14 protein-coding genes are annotated in these 16,706 nt (G+C 40.4%); 3 read left to right on the top strand and 11 right to left on the bottom strand.

What is annotated here, in order from left to right; all coding sequences use genetic code 11:
* Nucleotides 1-90: 90 nt before the first annotated feature.
* Nucleotides 91-600: a beta-lactamase hydrolase domain-containing protein gene (locus RMZ43_RS10885; protein WP_322656139.1), complete on the bottom strand. Its 510-nt coding sequence runs from the start codon at nt 598-600 to the stop codon at nt 91-93.
* Between the two features lie 47 nt (nt 601-647).
* Nucleotides 648-4,529 (bottom strand): PAS domain S-box protein, encoded by a 3,882-nt coding sequence (locus RMZ43_RS10890; RefSeq protein WP_322656140.1) that lies wholly within the window; start codon nt 4,527-4,529, stop codon nt 648-650.
* A gap of 702 nt (nt 4,530-5,231) precedes the next feature.
* Between RMZ43_RS10890 and RMZ43_RS10895 the strand changes: the two genes are divergently transcribed.
* Nucleotides 5,232-5,483 (top strand): hypothetical protein, encoded by a 252-nt coding sequence (locus RMZ43_RS10895; RefSeq protein ID WP_322646476.1) that lies wholly within the window; start codon nt 5,232-5,234, stop codon nt 5,481-5,483.
* Nucleotides 5,484-5,894: 411 nt separating this feature from the next.
* Here the strand turns inward: RMZ43_RS10895 and RMZ43_RS10900 are convergent, their stop codons facing one another.
* The gene (locus tag RMZ43_RS10900; protein ID WP_322646477.1) at nt 5,895-6,116 is read right to left on the bottom strand and encodes a DUF4327 family protein; all 222 of its coding nucleotides are present in this window, start codon (nt 6,114-6,116) and stop codon (nt 5,895-5,897) included.
* Between the two features lie 456 nt (nt 6,117-6,572).
* Between RMZ43_RS10900 and RMZ43_RS10905 the strand changes: the two genes are divergently transcribed.
* Nucleotides 6,573-7,805, top strand: a complete 1,233-nt coding sequence (locus RMZ43_RS10905) for a cysteine desulfurase-like protein (protein WP_322656141.1) — start codon at nt 6,573-6,575, stop codon at nt 7,803-7,805.
* Here RMZ43_RS10905 and RMZ43_RS10910 read toward each other — a convergent pair.
* Entirely contained in the window at nt 7,802-9,064 is a 1,263-nt protein-coding gene (locus RMZ43_RS10910) for a molybdopterin molybdotransferase MoeA (RefSeq protein ID WP_322656142.1), read from the bottom strand. The two genes, RMZ43_RS10905 and RMZ43_RS10910, sit on opposite strands and share 4 nt — an antisense overlap.
* A gap of 351 nt (nt 9,065-9,415) precedes the next feature.
* Between RMZ43_RS10910 and RMZ43_RS10915 the strand changes: the two genes are divergently transcribed.
* Nucleotides 9,416-10,480, top strand: a complete 1,065-nt coding sequence (locus RMZ43_RS10915) for an acyltransferase family protein (protein WP_322656143.1) — start codon at nt 9,416-9,418, stop codon at nt 10,478-10,480.
* An 8-nt stretch (nt 10,481-10,488) separates the two neighbouring features.
* Here the strand turns inward: RMZ43_RS10915 and RMZ43_RS10920 are convergent, their stop codons facing one another.
* From RMZ43_RS10920 to RMZ43_RS10950, 7 genes are all read right to left on the bottom strand, one after another.
* Entirely contained in the window at nt 10,489-11,103 is a 615-nt protein-coding gene (locus RMZ43_RS10920; RefSeq protein ID WP_322656144.1) for a PEP-CTERM sorting domain-containing protein, read from the bottom strand.
* A gap of 106 nt (nt 11,104-11,209) precedes the next feature.
* On the bottom strand, nt 11,210-11,350 hold the full coding sequence (locus tag RMZ43_RS10925; protein WP_322656145.1) for a hypothetical protein: 141 nt from the start codon (nt 11,348-11,350) through the stop codon (nt 11,210-11,212).
* A gap of 146 nt (nt 11,351-11,496) precedes the next feature.
* Nucleotides 11,497-13,257 (bottom strand): serine/threonine protein kinase, encoded by a 1,761-nt coding sequence (locus tag RMZ43_RS10930; RefSeq protein WP_322656146.1) that lies wholly within the window; start codon nt 13,255-13,257, stop codon nt 11,497-11,499.
* A gap of 236 nt (nt 13,258-13,493) precedes the next feature.
* Complete coding sequence (rpsU, locus tag RMZ43_RS10935; protein WP_012407716.1) at nt 13,494-13,682, bottom strand: 30S ribosomal protein S21; 189 nt, start codon at nt 13,680-13,682, stop codon at nt 13,494-13,496.
* Between the two features lie 117 nt (nt 13,683-13,799).
* The gene (locus RMZ43_RS10940) at nt 13,800-14,123 is read right to left on the bottom strand and encodes an RNA recognition motif domain-containing protein (protein WP_109006946.1); all 324 of its coding nucleotides are present in this window, start codon (nt 14,121-14,123) and stop codon (nt 13,800-13,802) included.
* 179 nt (nt 14,124-14,302) lie between these two features.
* A complete protein-coding gene (locus tag RMZ43_RS10945; RefSeq protein WP_322656147.1) occupies nt 14,303-14,425 on the bottom strand; it encodes a hypothetical protein in 123 nt (40 codons plus the stop codon).
* A gap of 245 nt (nt 14,426-14,670) precedes the next feature.
* A complete protein-coding gene (locus RMZ43_RS10950; protein ID WP_322656148.1) occupies nt 14,671-16,308 on the bottom strand; it encodes a tetratricopeptide repeat protein in 1,638 nt (545 codons plus the stop codon).
* Nucleotides 16,309-16,706 lie beyond the last annotated feature (398 nt).

Consider the following 16,706-nt stretch of genomic DNA (forward strand, 5'->3'; position numbering starts at 1 on the left):
TCTTCTCTACGAGACGCTGCGCGAAGGCGTTCTTGGCGTCTTGGCGGTTCGATAAATTAAGCTTTTCGGCAATTTTTGCGTAAGTCCTGGCTATATCAAACCTAATGTAATAACTTTTTGCAGTGCTTTTTCAAATGTTACGCCCTGCTTGATGCAGATATACAACAATGCGATCGCGGCTGAACGAATTGAGTTATCACAATGGATCAGAATCGGTTTGGGTAGTTCAGTAATGGTTTCATATATCTGAAGCGTACTTTGATGATTCAGGTCTTCAGGTTTAGTTGGGAAGTTAACGTAGTACAATCCTAAAACTTCTGTCTTCTCCTGTTCATTAGCCAGCAAGTCTATTTCGTCGGGCAAACGTAGGTTGATTACAGACTTATAACCCTCATCAGCAATTTGTTTTAGCTGCTCTACTGTAATTTGTCCAGCGATCGCTAATTCATCATTAATTTTTCTAACAATATTCATCAGCCGGATTAACCCCATATTGCCGGACATTGCCCCAACTTTAAAGTTAGCAAAGCAATTTGAGGAACTTGTGAGGGATTGGGGAATTGGGCATTGGGCATTGGGATTAAATTCTTCCCAATACAATATTTACTCTTAACAGACGCGATTAATCGCGTCTGTACTCTTAACTCCTAACTGCCTCTAAATAGGTGGTGTAAAGTTTGCAATAATTCTCTGGTCGTATAAGGTTTTGATAAAACTGCTTGCACGCTAACATCAGCTGCTTGAGCCAAGAATTCCATTGAGTTCAGTCCGCTACAGACAATAATTTGAACTTGGTTGTTCATTTTTTGTAAGGTGCGAATAGCAGTGATTCCGTCCATCTCCGGCATCATTATATCTATCAATACGGCATTGATTTGATGCTTGTATTGGGCATAGAGTGCGATCGCCTCTATACCATTACTGGCAGCTAGTATCTTGTAGTTGTGCTTTTCTAAGATGATTGTGGCAATCTCCCGAATTTGGGCTTCATCATCTACAACTAAAATCAGTTCTCTCTCTCCTGAGAGCAAATCCATCTCTTCTATGCTGAAGGCTTGAGTTGCTTGCACTGCTGGTAAAAACAGGTCAAATTTGCTGCCTCTACCAACACTAGTAGACACTTTAATAAAACCATCATGGCTTCTAATAATGCCAAGCACTGTTGAAAGTCCGAGTCCCGTACCTGCGTTGACATCTTTTGTGGTGAAAAACGGCTCAAAAATTCTATCTAATATGTCTGGCGGTATCCCAATTCCGTTATCAGCAACGCTAATCACAATATAATGCCCAACTTTAGCATCGAGATTCATTCTGGTATAAGCTTCATCAATAAACTTATTTTCCGCAGAAATTTTGATATTGCCGCCATCTGGCAAAGCATCGCGGGCATTTACTACCAAGTTCATCAGCACTTGATGCAGTTGTGTTGCTTCCCCTGTGACAGCCCAAATATCTTCTGGGATAACCGTGTAAATTTCAATAGATTTGGGAAATGTCTGTTTAACAATTTGGACAATTTCTAAAATCAGGGACTCGACTTGAATAATTGTCGCCTCTCCTTTATATCCTCGTGCAAAGGACAAAATTTGCTTCACTAAAGCTGCTCCGCGTTTGGCGTTGGTTTCTATAAGTGCCAGCAGTTGTCCAGACAGATCTTCGTCTTGTAAAAATGTTCCCTGTAGTAATTGAGCCGCGGCCAAAATTGGTGTCAATATATTGTTCAAGTCGTGGGTAATGCCACCTGCAAGAGTACCAAGGCTTTCCAATCGCTGGGTGCGAAAAAACTGCTCTTGGAGTTGTTTCTTTTCGGTGATGTCAGTGTCAACAGTAAGGATAGATTTGGGTTCTCCCTCAGAATCACGCATCAATGTCCAACGGCTTTCCACAACAATTTCCTTACCGGATTTTGTAACTTTATGTAACTCACCTTGCCACGAGCCACTCTCAATTACGCTTTTTAGCGGTACTTGCAGTTGCGGCTGAATTGCTGCTGGGTACAGAATCTCCCGGAGGTTTTTTCCCATAACCTCTGAAGAGAGCCAACCGTACATCCGCTCTGCACCTTTATTCCAGAATAAAATTTGAAACTGGAAATCTCGAACTAATATCGCGTCGGTGGCGATATCAAGTAGAGCGGCTTGTTCAAAGATTTTTTGTTGTGCCAACTTGCGCTCAGTGATATCTTTATTTGTGCCGATCATCCTGATCATCTCACCGATTTCGTTATAGTAGACCTGAGCTTTGCAGTTTAACCAGTGTAGGCTGCCGTCGGGCCAGACAACTCGATAATCTGTAGTTGCCCTTCCTTCCTCAATCATGCGAGGTATACTCGCAGCCACCAATTCGCGGTCTTCTGGATGGATTAAATTAAGATAATCTTCTATGGTTGGACACAAGGTAGCGCTCGGTAGACCATAAAGCGGCCCCATATTGGCAGACCAAACACTAGTATTGGCGATCAGGTCGCGATCCCATATACCCATTTGGCCAGCTTCCAGAGCTAAACTCAATCGCGCTTCACTTTCTTGCAGTGACTCTTCGGCTAGTTTTCTTTCGGTGATATCTTCGGCAATACCGCCATAATACTGAACTTTTCCTTGGTCATTATAGACAGTAAAGCTCCGATCCCAGATCCAGCGCACTGATCCATCAGGTCGTAAAATTCGATATTCTATTGAAGCGGACTCACCACTAAGCTGTTGTTTTGCTGCTTTGCTTGTTCGCTCGCGATCGTCTGGATGAACGGTTTCTATCCAGGACTCAGGATGCTCCAATAAATATTGGCAAGAGCGACCCCAAATTTTTTCATAAGCCGGACTAACATACAAGGTTCGGAATGAATCTGCACTAGCAATCCAAATGACTGCGTGGACATTTTCGGCAATCGTGCGAAATTTCTCATCGCTTTGGCGCAGTGACTCTTCTGCAAGTTGGCGTTCATATAGCGCCGCTTGCTGTTCGGTAATATCTCTGCCTACCCCTTGGATTTCAACGACCTCTCCTTTATCATTACGAATTGCGATCGCATTCCATTGAAACCAGCGAATACCATTGACTGTGAATGCACGCCGCTCACGATTAGTCAAGGGATGGGGTGAAGATCCTAAAGTTGCTATATCTTCCATCGCTTCAGGCAAGTCATCTGGATGAAGAAACTGGAAAAATGACTGACCACGAAACTCATCTTCCTTCCAGCCGAAGGTTTGACAAGCAACGGCATTGGCAAAGGTAATCTGAAAGTGCAAATCAATGCGGATAATTATGTCAATTTGGCTTTCCACGAGTTGGCGATAGAGGTTTTCGCTCTGCCGTAATGCAACTTCTGTACGTTGGCGTTCAGTAATTTCTTGTTGCAACAGGAAGTTGGACATTACAAGTTCTGCTGTCCGTTCTGCCACTCGTTGTTCTAACTCTTCGTTTGCTTGGCGCAGTGATTCCTTTGCTTGTTGGCGTTCGCTAATATCGCAGAGTAACCAGCGCCAACCAACTTGCTTACCCTCAAAATTGTACATGGCAGCCACTCTAATGCTAGCCGGAAAAGCTTTACCTCCCCGTGGTTTTACATAAGCTTCCCACTCCTGTTCCTGCTGCGAATTATTCAGTCGAGTGTTAAAAGTCTGGCGATCTTGGTAAGCAATAAATAGACTTAATGGTTTGTTCACTAAATATTTTTGGCGGACAGCCAGCAAGATTGCTGCTGCTTGGTTAGCCTCTTGGATAATACCTGTTGTATCAGTTACCAAGTAACCATCTGGAGCGAACTCGAATAAATCTTGGTAACGCTGGCGCTCTAATTCTACTAGCTCACGGGCAATGGACAACTCTTCATTTTGTTCGCGCAGTTCTTCTTCTACAACTTGAAGTTCTTCGAGGGCTAGCTGAAGTTCTTGATTAACTTGCATGATTTCAGCCGATTGTGCCTCAACCCATAGTTTTAAATTATTTTGAGTTTGGCAACGGACTTGCTCTATCTCTGTATGCTGATTAACCTGCCTAGATTCATCTTCGGGTTTTTGTAGATATTGCTGCAAGCCTTCAACGACCCCAACCATTTTTACCAGGTCAAAGGCTTGTAATAAGCTAGTCTGGGTGATAATTCCTTGCAATTGTCCGCGATCATCCAAAACGGGCAAATAATGAGTCTGATGCTGACGTAATAACGATAAAGCAACGAAAATATCTTGAGAATCTGATTGTCTAAGGGTAACTACTGGCCGCGTCATCACTTGTGCGATCGTTACCGTGGATAAGTCCACTCCAGAAGCTATAAGTCTAACTACATCTTTTTCAGTAAAAATACCTAATAAGTTTACTTCCTCCACAACCAAGACACAACCTGTTAATGGTTGATTGACGGGGTTTGAATCTAATGAAAAATTTAAGCTTTGAGGTGCATAATTACTACAGCTTTCCTGATTCATCAAGAAGATAGCTTCGACTACAAAACTATCAGGCTTAATCGTTAAGGGAGAACGATTAATAACATGATTTAAACTAGGTATGTTAATCAGCTGATCGTTGAATCGCATGGTTAAGTTGCCAGTTTTTATAATCTTTCTGATATCAAATATTAAAACCCTTGCTCTTAAAGGATTCTTATACTCTAGATGCGCTTGCTCTGGTAGATCACCTCTCTCAAGAGATTACTTTAATTAACGATCTTATAGTTTTGTTATTGGTAAATCTTTGAAATTAATTAATGAGTGTAAATATTAAACCCTTGCTTCCTAACGTCGCTAAAAAAATTGTGCTTTCGGCTGTTTTGTTGAAGGAGGCAGTTCTTGCTAAAAAAGCAAATCATCAAAGTGCTATAGCTAAATAGCAATCCGATTTTATTTTTAAATTTATTTACGTGGTGGGCGTTCGCGTTGGCGTTCGCAGAGCGTATCGCAGATAAGCCTCTCTGCAAAGAGAAGCACAGCGCAAGCGTTATAGACAGGTAATAGGCTTGCCGTGAGCATAACCGAACGAAAGTAGGGAGTAAGGAATCAGCCCTTTCGAGTTGAGGGCGAGTTTTTTCAAAAATCAAACATGAGTCCTATAGCTTTGTTATTACTTAAGAAATATGTATAAAACATACGAGATTATTAAATGTTTCAACTTTCCTCACAAGTTCCTCATATTTAAAGATTATAGTCAAAATATAAACACATGGTTTTAAATACCTACGGGCTTGTCAAGTAGCTACCCCGATTTGCAATAACACTTTTATTAACAGGATTTAAGAAAATATGAATTACTGCCCTTGCTGCTCAAGTCTACTTTTAGAACATGTACGCGGTGCAGAAAGTTACTGGTTTTGTCGCCACTGCTGGCAAGAAATGCCTGTTTATAATCTGAACCAATCCAGTTCATTCACTGAGGCTGTCACCGGGAAAATACTTAGAAAGCCTCAACAAGAAAAACGTAGAAATACTACTGTTTACGCTAGCCAATGGCAATCTATCACAGAATGGATAGGGGTAGAAGAATTGTCTGCCTAATCCTAAGTAACTGAAATTTGTTTAGTATAATTTTTTCTTGATTCCACCAATCAATCGTTATAAGATGGAAGGCTGTGGCTCTCTCATGAGGTATTACCTGACACAACAATTTATCGAGGGGTTGGGGGAATCAAAAGCCAGTGGGGCAACTTTAGAAGACTTGTGTATGCCATCGTAGCTTCCTTAAAAGAGGGCTTACAAGTTAGGAAACCGCAAGGGCGCAGTTGCTCTCCAGCCTACACAGTTTAAGGTTTTTGGCGCTAAACCAAGCGTATTAATTTATATAAATAACCTCTAATAATCTCTTGTTTATAACCCCTAACTTAATTCGAGGGTTTTCAATGAAAAATGAATTTCCAATTTTAATTTTGTTGAGATGCTGCTAATAAGGTTCAGCTTCTAAATGCAGTCTCAATCGTCTTCCCAAGATTCGTGGTTCAGGAGATCGATAATTCTATCTCTGAGTAAAAATTCGTTTTTTTCTAACTCAAGTTCAAAATTAACCCAGTCACAAGGAGGAATATATTTACACAGGGTATAAATTGATTGCTGACGGTTAACAAGCCTCTTCTTAACAAGTTGTAGTGCTTCTTGCTTGATCAGCTCGATGTCATATTTTACCGTAGTATTCATAGCCCGTTCCTGTGTTTTCAATCAAGGAATTAAAAATAACAACAATATAAAATTACTATTTGATTTTTGAAAAAATTAGGTACTGTAGGGTGCGTTAAAATGGAATCCGTAACGCACCATTCGTAAGGATTTGATACCGTATTCTCGCAGCTACATATTCTACCTATCTTTTTAAAAATCAAATAGTAGTCGTATAGTTGCTTTGACTCTACCTTAAACTTATCAAATAAAATCGGCGAGAGTTGTGAAGAATCAAGACATTAACCTTTGCTTTAAGTAAGATATATTTTTAAGATCCTCTTTGAGTTATTAAGTATACCCTCTCTCTAAAGAGATTCTTGCAGAATAATAAGACTGGCATCACAAGCTGAAACACCAGATAGGGTGTAGATGCTCTCTAGGCGACTCGCTAAAAGGTAGGCTAGGGTAAAGAACATTCTCTAAAAAAGTTATACTATGTATTTGAATCTTGATAAAGTTCGGCAATATTTTCCCGCCCTAGCTGGTGAATGGACTTTTTTTGATAATGCTGGCGGGTCACAAACCCTGAAAAAAGTAGTAGATAGAATTAGCGAATTCCTTCTGAGTTCTGATGTTCAGTTGGGAGCTTCTTATGCAGTTTCTCAACTTGCAGTAGAACGATTGGCTTTAGCAACTAGGGGAATGGCTACTTTCATTAACGCCAATTCTTATAAAGAAGTGGTTATGGGCCCATCTACTACAATGATGTTGAAAGTCCTTTCTATTTGTCTTGGTCAAACCTTTACACCTGGTGATGAAATTATTGTTACTAATTGTGACCATGAGGCCAATATTGGTGCTTGGGTGGCTCTGGAAAAACAAGGAATGAAGGTTAAAGTGTGGCAAATTCGCCCAGATACCTTAGAACTTCATTTAGCAGATTTAGAACCATTGATGAGTCAGCGTACAAAATTAGTAGCTTTGACTCATGCTTCTAATGTTCTGGGAACCATCAATCCTATCAAAGAAATTGCTGCATTTGTTCACGATCGCAACGCGATGATTTGTGTGGATGGTGTAGCTTATGCACCCCACAGGTTAGTTGATGTCCAAGATTTGGATGTTGATTTCTATACTTTGAGTTTTTATAAAGTTTATGGGCCACATCATGCTTTACTTTATGGCAAAGAAGAACATTTATTAAGATTACCTGGTCTTAATCATTATTTTATTGAGCAGACAGACATACCTTATAAATTTCAGTTGGGGAATGTCAATTTTGAATTAAGTTATGGAATGTTGGGTTTATGTGATTATCTAAGTGAATTAGCACAACTTCACTACGGTGAGCAAACTGCATCTGATTTGAGAAATCAAATGGTGCAGGCGTTTGATTTAATTAGTATACATGAAGAAAAAATTAGCGATCGCCTCTTAAATTACCTCAACAGCAAGTCTAATGTGCGAGTGATTGGTCAATCAAAGGCTGACCGTAAATTTCGTGTGCCAACTATATCTTTTGTAGTAGATGGAATGAATAGCTCAAGCATTCCGGTAAAAATTGACCAACATTATATTGGGATTCGCTACGGAGACTTTTATGCTAAACGGCTGATTGATTACCTGGGTTTAGCGTCGCAAGGTGGAATAGTCCGAGTGAGTATGGTGCATTACAACACCCTTGAGGAAGTTAACAGTTTGATTGAGGCTTTTGAGCAGGTATTTTAATTATTACTAAGCTGCAAAACTTGCACCTCTTCTTGTGGGTAAATTAACGTTTTACCCACCGGGAGAACAGCTAAAGCATTGGTTTGAGCTAAATTAATTAAATTGCCGGAACTTTGACTACCATCAGCTTGATGAAATTCGTAAACTCCATCAATTAAATGCAATTTACCCCAAAGGTAAGTTTCGCGCTTGCCATTTGAGCGTAACTCATGATGCGATCGCACTTTCAAAAACACTGGTTCCCAACCTTCAGTAATTCCCGAAAGTTTCTTGATTGCTGGTAGCACAAACCGCCAAAATGTCACCAACACAGCAGCAGGGTTTCCTGGTAAACCAAAGTAGAGTGGGGAGTGGGTAGAGACGCGATTAATCGCGTCTCTACTAGGGAATGTGGCGACGGTGAGGGGTTTACCTGGCCTCATTTCCACAGAGCGAATGTGAATTTTTGCTTTTAGTGACTCTAGAATTTTATCAACATAGTCATAATCTCCTACTGAGACACCACCAGAAGAGAGAACTATATCAGCGATCGCAACGGCGTGGGCAATAACTTTCTTCAAAGCAATTGGATCATCTTTGACTATACCTAAAAGTATTGGTTCTGCGCCACTTTGTCTAACCAAAGCTGCTAGCGCGTACTGATTAGAATCCACAATTTGCCCTGGTTGCAAGGGTTGCTCAACTGTCATCAACTCATCACCAGTCGAAAAAATTGCCACACGCGGACGGCGGTAAACACTTAATTGCGAACATTGTGCTGCCGCTAATACGGCAATTTCTGGAGCATTTAACTTAATTCCTGCTGGTAGTAATTGTGTTCCAGATTGATAAAAAGATGCTTTGTGTCTGACAAATTCTTGCGGTTTTGGCGCATCCAGAATAAATACACGGTTTTCCTCGCGGCGTGTCTTTTCTTGCATGACTACAGTATCTGCACCTACTGGGATCACCGCACCTGTAAAAATCCGTGCGGCTTGTCCTGGTTGAATTGTAAACTTGGGCTGATACCCAGCCGGAATATCTTCAACAATTTCTAAAACGCCTGGGTTTTCGCTGCTGTACTGTACATCTTCGTAGCGAACTGCATAGCCATCCATTGCCGAATTATCCCAATGGGGAAAATCTAGCGGACTGGTGACAGGTAATGCCAAAATCCGACTATCTGCTACTAATAAATCAACGACTTCTGCATCCCGTTGATGATCTAACGGTTGTACTAAATTTAAAATAATTGCTTGTGCATCGCTGACTGATACCATAGCGATCGCCTCCGACTTTTTACCTTTATCCTAAATCGCCGTAATAGCACTTCCTCAAGGAAAGTAGGAGGAGATTTAGTAATCTTAGAGATTGTAGTATTCCCTAAAACTTAGTATAATTCTTTTTCGGTAAATAGGTAAAACAGAAAAAAGACACTGGCTCTTGAGTTCATTAATCCTAAACATCTAAAATACTGTACAGACTGTTGCTAATGTACTTTATGAATCTGCAATCTGCTATATTTCTACTATTTAACCCGAATCCTTGTATCAAAGTTTAGACTTGTAGATTAAATATTCTATTGAAAATGTATTAAAAAAATATTAAATATCAAACTATTTTATACATTTATGCAATCGACAAACCAAAGAAATCAGTTTCTTGATTACACTAAAGGAATATTAATGTTCCTGGTAGTGTATGGTCATACAATTCAATATGTAGCATACAACGGTAAGGAATTTTTTCAAGACCAAATTTTCAAAGCTATATACATGTTTCATATGCCATTATTTATGGCTATTAGTGGCTTTTTATCTTTTTATTCAATTCAGAAAACTACATTTTTTGAAATTACAAAAAAACGCTTTTTTAATCTTATTATACCGATAGTTTCCTGGTCAATTATCTATACTACTGCATTTTATTTAGCTAAAAAAGAATATTCAGTAAATAATTTCTTTCAACATTTACTTAATAATATAATTAGCAATTTGTGGTTTTTGTGGGCCTTATTTGGTGCTATTGTCACAATAGCCTTAATCAAACGCTTTAAGCATGATGGATTATACGGCATAGTTTTAAGCTTCTGTGTAGTTATTATGATCCCAGATAAAGGGAATATACCTCTCTTTAAATATACTTTTCCATTCTTTTGTATTGGATATTTCCTTGCACAGCAAAAAGAATATTTAGAATTAGAGGCAGTAAAAAGGAGTAAGTTATTGTTAGCGGCTGCTATCTTTTTTACAATTTTGTGCTACCTACTTTGGAGTACAGAAACTTATATATACGTTTCTGGAATGACTAATTTTCGGTCAAGTATACTTCGCTATTTTAGTGGATTTGTGGCATCTATTGTGATAATGCGACTCATTTGGGAACTTTATAATTTTAGTTCTACATTTTTCCGTTGGTTTATATGTGAAATCGGGAAAGGAAGTCTTTATATATATATCCTCCAAACATATTTTTTTACCTTTGCCTCTAAATTTCAATATCCATTCCACCATAACTTTTTATTTTTACTTTTTATTTATCCTATGTCAGCCCTTTTATTGAGCTTTTGCTTACTCCAAGTTGGTAAGATTTCTGAGCGCAATGTTCTAGTGTCTAAATTTCTATTTGGTCGAATTTCAAGCGGTAATCACTCTATCAATCAACCTAATAGTAATTCTTACAACACTGTAAAGTAATACTGAGTTTACTCTTGGGTAGCTTCGTCCAGATTTTTATAAGCGGTAAATCCCAAACTACACACTGCTAATAAACCTATAATTATGCTTCCTTCTGGAACTTTGGATACCTGAACTGAATTGTTACTTAGATCTAGTATTTGCTTTGTGCCTACTGCATTTCTATTGTTAAAACCAAATTCTTTAGCTAAAACTTCATTGCTAAAACCTTCGTCTATGAGTGCGAGATTATTATTAAGCCATGTGTCGCCGGGAAGCTCATCATCCTTGCCAATATCAAAGGGGCCAAAAATTTGCTCTTTAGTGCTATCAAAGTTGAATCTTAAAAAGCCGTATTTAGATACACCACTAAGCACTGGAGTAAAACTATTTATGAGAGTATTCAATGGATCAAAGAAGGAAATTGAGAGGGACTGCAAGTTTTTCGTAGCTCCCGAACCTGATTCAGAAATGACGCTTGGAGCAGTTGTTGTATCGTAGTTAAATGAACCTTTAGCCGAATAACCAGTGTCTCCTTTCCAGTTAAAGTTAAACTCAGCAGCATGAGCTATGTCATTAGTGATTATAGCGATCGCTAATCCTAAAGCAGTAGTCGTCACTATATTAGTAAATAGACGTGTCATAAATGCAACTTCCAAATTTATTAAAATTCATTTTCTATAACAATACAATATTAGGACTTATACAGAAATAACGGAAAATCGTAGACGCAAAGCGGCTTGCCGCAGGCTACCACAGAGGCACAGAGAAGCCAGTGCGCCCTTGCGGTTCCCCGGCTTGTTCGCCTTTGGCGTTCCCGTAGGGTAGCAGCGCGACACGGAGTAATAAGAGTTTGAGAGTTATTTTGCGTAAGTCCTGAATATTTCTCAAAAACAGATTAAAAATTGATAACTGTTCACTGACTTAACAAAATGTAGGGGTTTAAGTCCCCGGCTTCTATCAAGCCGCAAGTGTTGGGCTGCTTGTCTCTATCCCCGTTACAACACGTAATTGCGAATTGCGAATTGCGAATTGGTTTAACGCCACCCTAAAAAGCGCAATCCAGGGACAATTAGGTAGTAACTCACTCCTAACCAGAAGCTAATAAGGACACCCACAGAACCAAAAAAAATCAGAGGTAACTGTAACTCTGACCAGCCTGGTTGACTAGAGAATTGGAAAATCGGAGGCGCTAACCTCAAAAGAATCAAAACTGCATAGGCGATCGCACTACCAAAGGCAGCGAACACAGCGTAAACTATGTGATGGCTGCGAAGTCCTAAACTTAGGGTAAGTAGGCAAACTCCTACTAAAATTACTGCAATTAAGCCCTCGCCGCTATCTTTAGGTGTGATTAATTGCAAAATCAACCAGCCGAAGCCATAGCTAATCATGCCCATCAGCGATGCTACTAAAAAGCGCCGATGTTGACCAAAACACCCGGATACTGTCAATCCCCAAGCGGTTCCCCAGCCTGCGGCGACAAATACCAAAATATCTGCCCCCAGGACAGGTTGAGTATTTGGCACTAATTGGTTTTGCTGACTCCAAATAAATTCCACAACCTGACGACCCAAGCTGGTGTGATATGCCAAAATAAAACCAGCGATCGCACCAAAACAAGCGCCAACATAAGCTAGGAGCATTGCCCAAATCGTCGCCAAACAAGCTAGGAAAATTTTGATAATTGTCTGAGCGATAAAAATAACGCTTTTAGTTACAGCTTGGCTAAAGTTAGCTAAAACTTGTTCAATAGCTTGTATTAGCTGTGTAAATCTTTGGGAGACTTGCGTTGAGACAAGTTTCCCCTTGTCTCGTAGTTGAGCAAATAATCCTAGCGGCGGTAATGGTTGAGAAATCTTCGCCAAACGTTTTTGAATTATAGTTGCATTTGCTGGACGCGATCGCACATCTTCTTGCACCATCTCATCCAGCAAATCTGCCAATTGGGGGTTGACATTTACCGTACTTCGCCAGCGCAATTTACCCGTTTGTTGATCTTCCAATTCTAGCGGGTACTTACCTGTTAATAGTTCAATCATCGTTCGACCAAGGGCATAAAAATCGGCACTTGGCCCAACAATCCCGCCAGTCACTTGTTCTGGTGGACTGTACCCAGAAGAAAATAATCGGGTGGAACTGGACTGAGAACGCAGCTTAGAGGGGCTAAATTGTTTTGCCCCGCCAAAATCAATTAATACTAAGCGATCGCCCCCTGTTTGCCCTTGAGACGGGGTTAAAGATGGCGAAGAAGTACCCAGCATTAAATTAGAAGGTTTGATATCCCGGTGAAGAATCTGACGTTTGTGTAATTCTTGTAAAATCTCTACAGCTTGGGCAAACCAGTTTAAAACCAAATCTTCTGGACACCCTTGGGGAAACTTTTTTAATATCTCTTCTAAAGTCCGCCCATTAATTTTTTCCATTACCAGACAAGGTAGTTGGTGCGGTTTGGGGTTAAACAGTTGTACCTGAAAATACCCTTGGGCATCGACTCTGGGGACACCTGGATGATGCAAACTAGATAAAACTGCCGCTTCTTGGGTAAATAACTCCAGTGCCTTTGGTGAATCTTCTACCAACACCTTCAGCACTTTCTCTGTTTGAGTTTTTTCATCCCAAACCGTGTAAATTTGAGCAAATCCTCCCGACCCCAAAGGCTGAAGTGGAACATAGCGGTCTAACAGTTCTAGCGGTGCGCCACAACTGTTGCAAAATTTGTTTCCCCAAGGCTGAGGATAAGGACGTTGACAATCAGGATTTATACAGTGAACCGCCCTCTGAGTGATGTGAGACACAACCGCTACAATACAAAGGCTGACTTGATTTTAGCGTTTCTTTAGGTTTCCTGATTTTAAAATAGCCAAAAGGAAAACCCTCATAAAACCTATGAGGGTTTTCGTTTATATTTACAGCATTTTTCAAGGAGGATGAAGTACACAAGCTCGCGTCTCAAAGCAAGGTATAAAGCCTGTTTTACTTCTGGATTCTGACTCCTGGATTCTGACTCCTGAACTCTGCTGTATGTCAGCCCTTAGTTACGAAAGCTTCTCTTACTTTGTCTGTGCTTGGCAACTTCTTTGCGCTTGCGTTTTTCTAAGGGCGTTTCAAAATGGCGATGCTTTCTCATGTCTGGAAAAATTCCAGCCTTAGAAACTTCTCGCTTAAATCGCCGTAAGGCTGATTCAATGTGTTCATTGTCACCTACAATTACTTGGGTCATTATCTCTCCTAACTAAGTTGACTTCATCAATGGCTATGGAAGCACTAAGATTACAAAAAAAAGACAGACACCTTGTCTGACCTTAAGACTCTAGGTAAATTTTTTTTGTTTCCAACCTTAGTAGCGATTGCGTCCACCGCCGCCACCACCGCCGTATCCTCCTCTACCACCACCAAAGGAACCTCTGTCACCCCTATCTTCTTTGGGTTTAGCCTTGTTCACTTTCAGGTCACGACCCATCCACTCAGCACCATCAAGAGCTTCAATAGCAGCTGCTTCTTCAGCTTCGGTTCCCATTTCCACAAAAGCAAAGCCGCGTGGACGACCTGTTTCACGGTCAGTAGGCACTTGAACCCGTTTTACAGTACCATATTCTGCAAAAATACCACTTAAATCTTCTTGTGTAACATCATAAGAGAGGTTACCTACATAAATTGACATCGATTCTCTCCAAAATCATCACTGTGTAGAGATTTTAATTTCTCTGAGTAGTCTGTAAATACTAAAAGGAAAAAGCCTTTCAATACTAAAACCAAAGACATCACCAAATTAACTCTCCTAATCTAGGATGACATACGAGCCAACTCTCTGCATCCAGTAGATCGTTAACAGATAATTAACTAGTGATGCGATCGCGTTGGTGCGATCGCCTGCCCCCACCTACCATAAGTACAGCCCACCGCAGAAAAGGGTTGGAAATGGAAGAAGATAAATCCTGTAGGGTGATCAAGGAAATCAGACATGCAGGGGCGCATCTTTAATATCCGAATTGAACGTTTGACTGTATTAACCAAAAGTATTACTCCCAAATTTTAATATGAAAGGCAAAGTCAGGCAACAAATAAAGGGTATAGCAATCCTAATTTGAGTTATAAAAATTATCTAACTGCTTTCTGGTGCGTCGCTTTTAGGGCACGGGAGCAGGGAACAGGGGGAGAAAAAGTGGTTTTGATTCCAAAAATTGGATAATTTATTTTTTGGCGTTCCTTCAATACATGTTCGCTATGTCAAGTTGCTTATCATCACCTTTCCAAGCTGTTTCCAAGTCGGCTTTGACAAGTTGAGCGGCCTTATCTTTGCCCAGTGCCTGTAAACTTGCCTGCAAGCCAAATAGAGAACGCCCATTATGGGGATACTTTTCTAGATCAGCACGAAAGACTTTTTCAGCCTGTGCATAGTCACTTTTAGCCAAAAGCACACTGCCTAAAGATTCCCGTGTCGGCAAGTACCAGTCTGGTGGTTCCACGTAATCAAGGGTATCTTCTACTGCCACTGCTTTTTCTAATAATTTGATAGCAGATTCATAATCATGCTTTTCTCTAGCAATTTTGGCGTCTAGAACTTTTGAGGCAATGTCTAAAATGCGACTAGCGGGACTGAAGCCAATGGTTGCTTCGGTGGAAATTCTCTGTTTGGCAGCCAGTAATGCCCGACTTTCACTTGTTGCATCTTCAAGTTTGCCTGTGGCTGCGCTTGCCATACCGCGAGCAAAATGCCAAAGTGCTGTGGTAGTAGGCAATTTAGCATCGGGGGCAAGAGTTTTTAAGATGGCATCCCAATCACTAAAGCGTGCCTGAATTAGCATCTTGCTGCCCAGAAATCCCTCAAGCATTGGTGCATAGGGGTCAATTGCAGTAGCATTGGCGACTAACGTCTCTGCGGCTTGGAGAGCATCTTTATATCTTCCTGCCATGCTACTAGCCACCATGAGAAAATGTATGTTGTGGTTGTAGTACATCATGGCGTAAGTGCCTTGGACTTGATACTTTTTGATGTAAATATCATCTTGAGCGATCGCCTGCTCATTTGCCTGCATTGCCCCTTCATAATCTCCTACACGAAAATAAATATGACTTGGCATGTGTACCAAGTGTCCCGCCGTTGGTGCTAGGGTTGCTAGTATTTTGGCACTCACAAGGGCCCGTTCTGGAGTAGGTGAGGCTTCCACTGCATGAATATAGTAATGATTAGCTCCGGTATGATTCGGATCACGTTTGAGAACTGATTCTAAAATAGTCACAATTTCTTCTGTATCTGGCTGTGGCTTGCCATCTTTAGTCCAGTGCTGCCAAGGATGCAGATCCATCAAGCTTTCAGCATAAAGTGTCGCCGCATCCAAATCATCTGGATAACGCTTGACTAGGGTTGCCATTGCTTTTGCGTAGTAAAGCGCTAGTTGAAACAAATCTGCATCAGGATCTTGGGAGTAACGTTTTGCTAAGGCGGTAATGTAGTCTCGTTCTTGGGCAGATGCTTGGGTGGAAAGTGCTAAAGCTTGCTGTACCGCTTGGTAAGCAGCTAATTCTCGGTTGGGGTCGATTGCTAAGTTAATATTAGGGCCTAGAGCTAGAGCAATACCCCAATATGCGATCGCCAAATGTGGATCGAGTTTGGCAGCGTATTGAAAAGAACGCACCGCTTCATCATGATTGAAAGCGTAAATCAAATTTAATCCCTGATCGAAAAACTCTTGCGCTTGGGGATTAGAAGTGGAAACTGGATAGTGGATTGTCCCAACTCCAGATATTAAAGTATAGGGCTGATGAAGCGGCTTGTCGTCTGCGATCGCCACACTAGGAGCTACTAAAGAGACTATAAGCACCCAAATTATAAATAAGTAATTCATTATTCTTTTTATTCAAACTCTTTTTTTATTAATATTTAACCAAGCCAAAATATATTAAAGTTCATCCGTAAGTTCAAACATTTAACTAACCTCATTTAGTGATTAAAGACGAAAGTATTTTAAAGCATCTCATTTACCCGGAATTGAATATACGGACTCACTAATATTGCACTATCTACCACCAACCTGAAAGCCTCCACACCCTGTTGATATATTTATTATATCCAGTTGTAATAAGCCCAGTTGCGTTTTCTCTGCATTAATATCTACCTGAAGTTATAAATTATCTTATCTTAAGATATAACAATATAATGATAGCTTTCTCTCTTTTGGATATTAGTTGAATTCTCAAGATGAATTTAACCTTTAAATAGTTATGTACAACGGATACGAATATT

This window comes from Nostoc sp. CmiVER01 (genome assembly GCF_034531135.2).
Lineage (GTDB): Bacteria > Cyanobacteriota > Cyanobacteriia > Cyanobacteriales > Nostocaceae > Nostoc.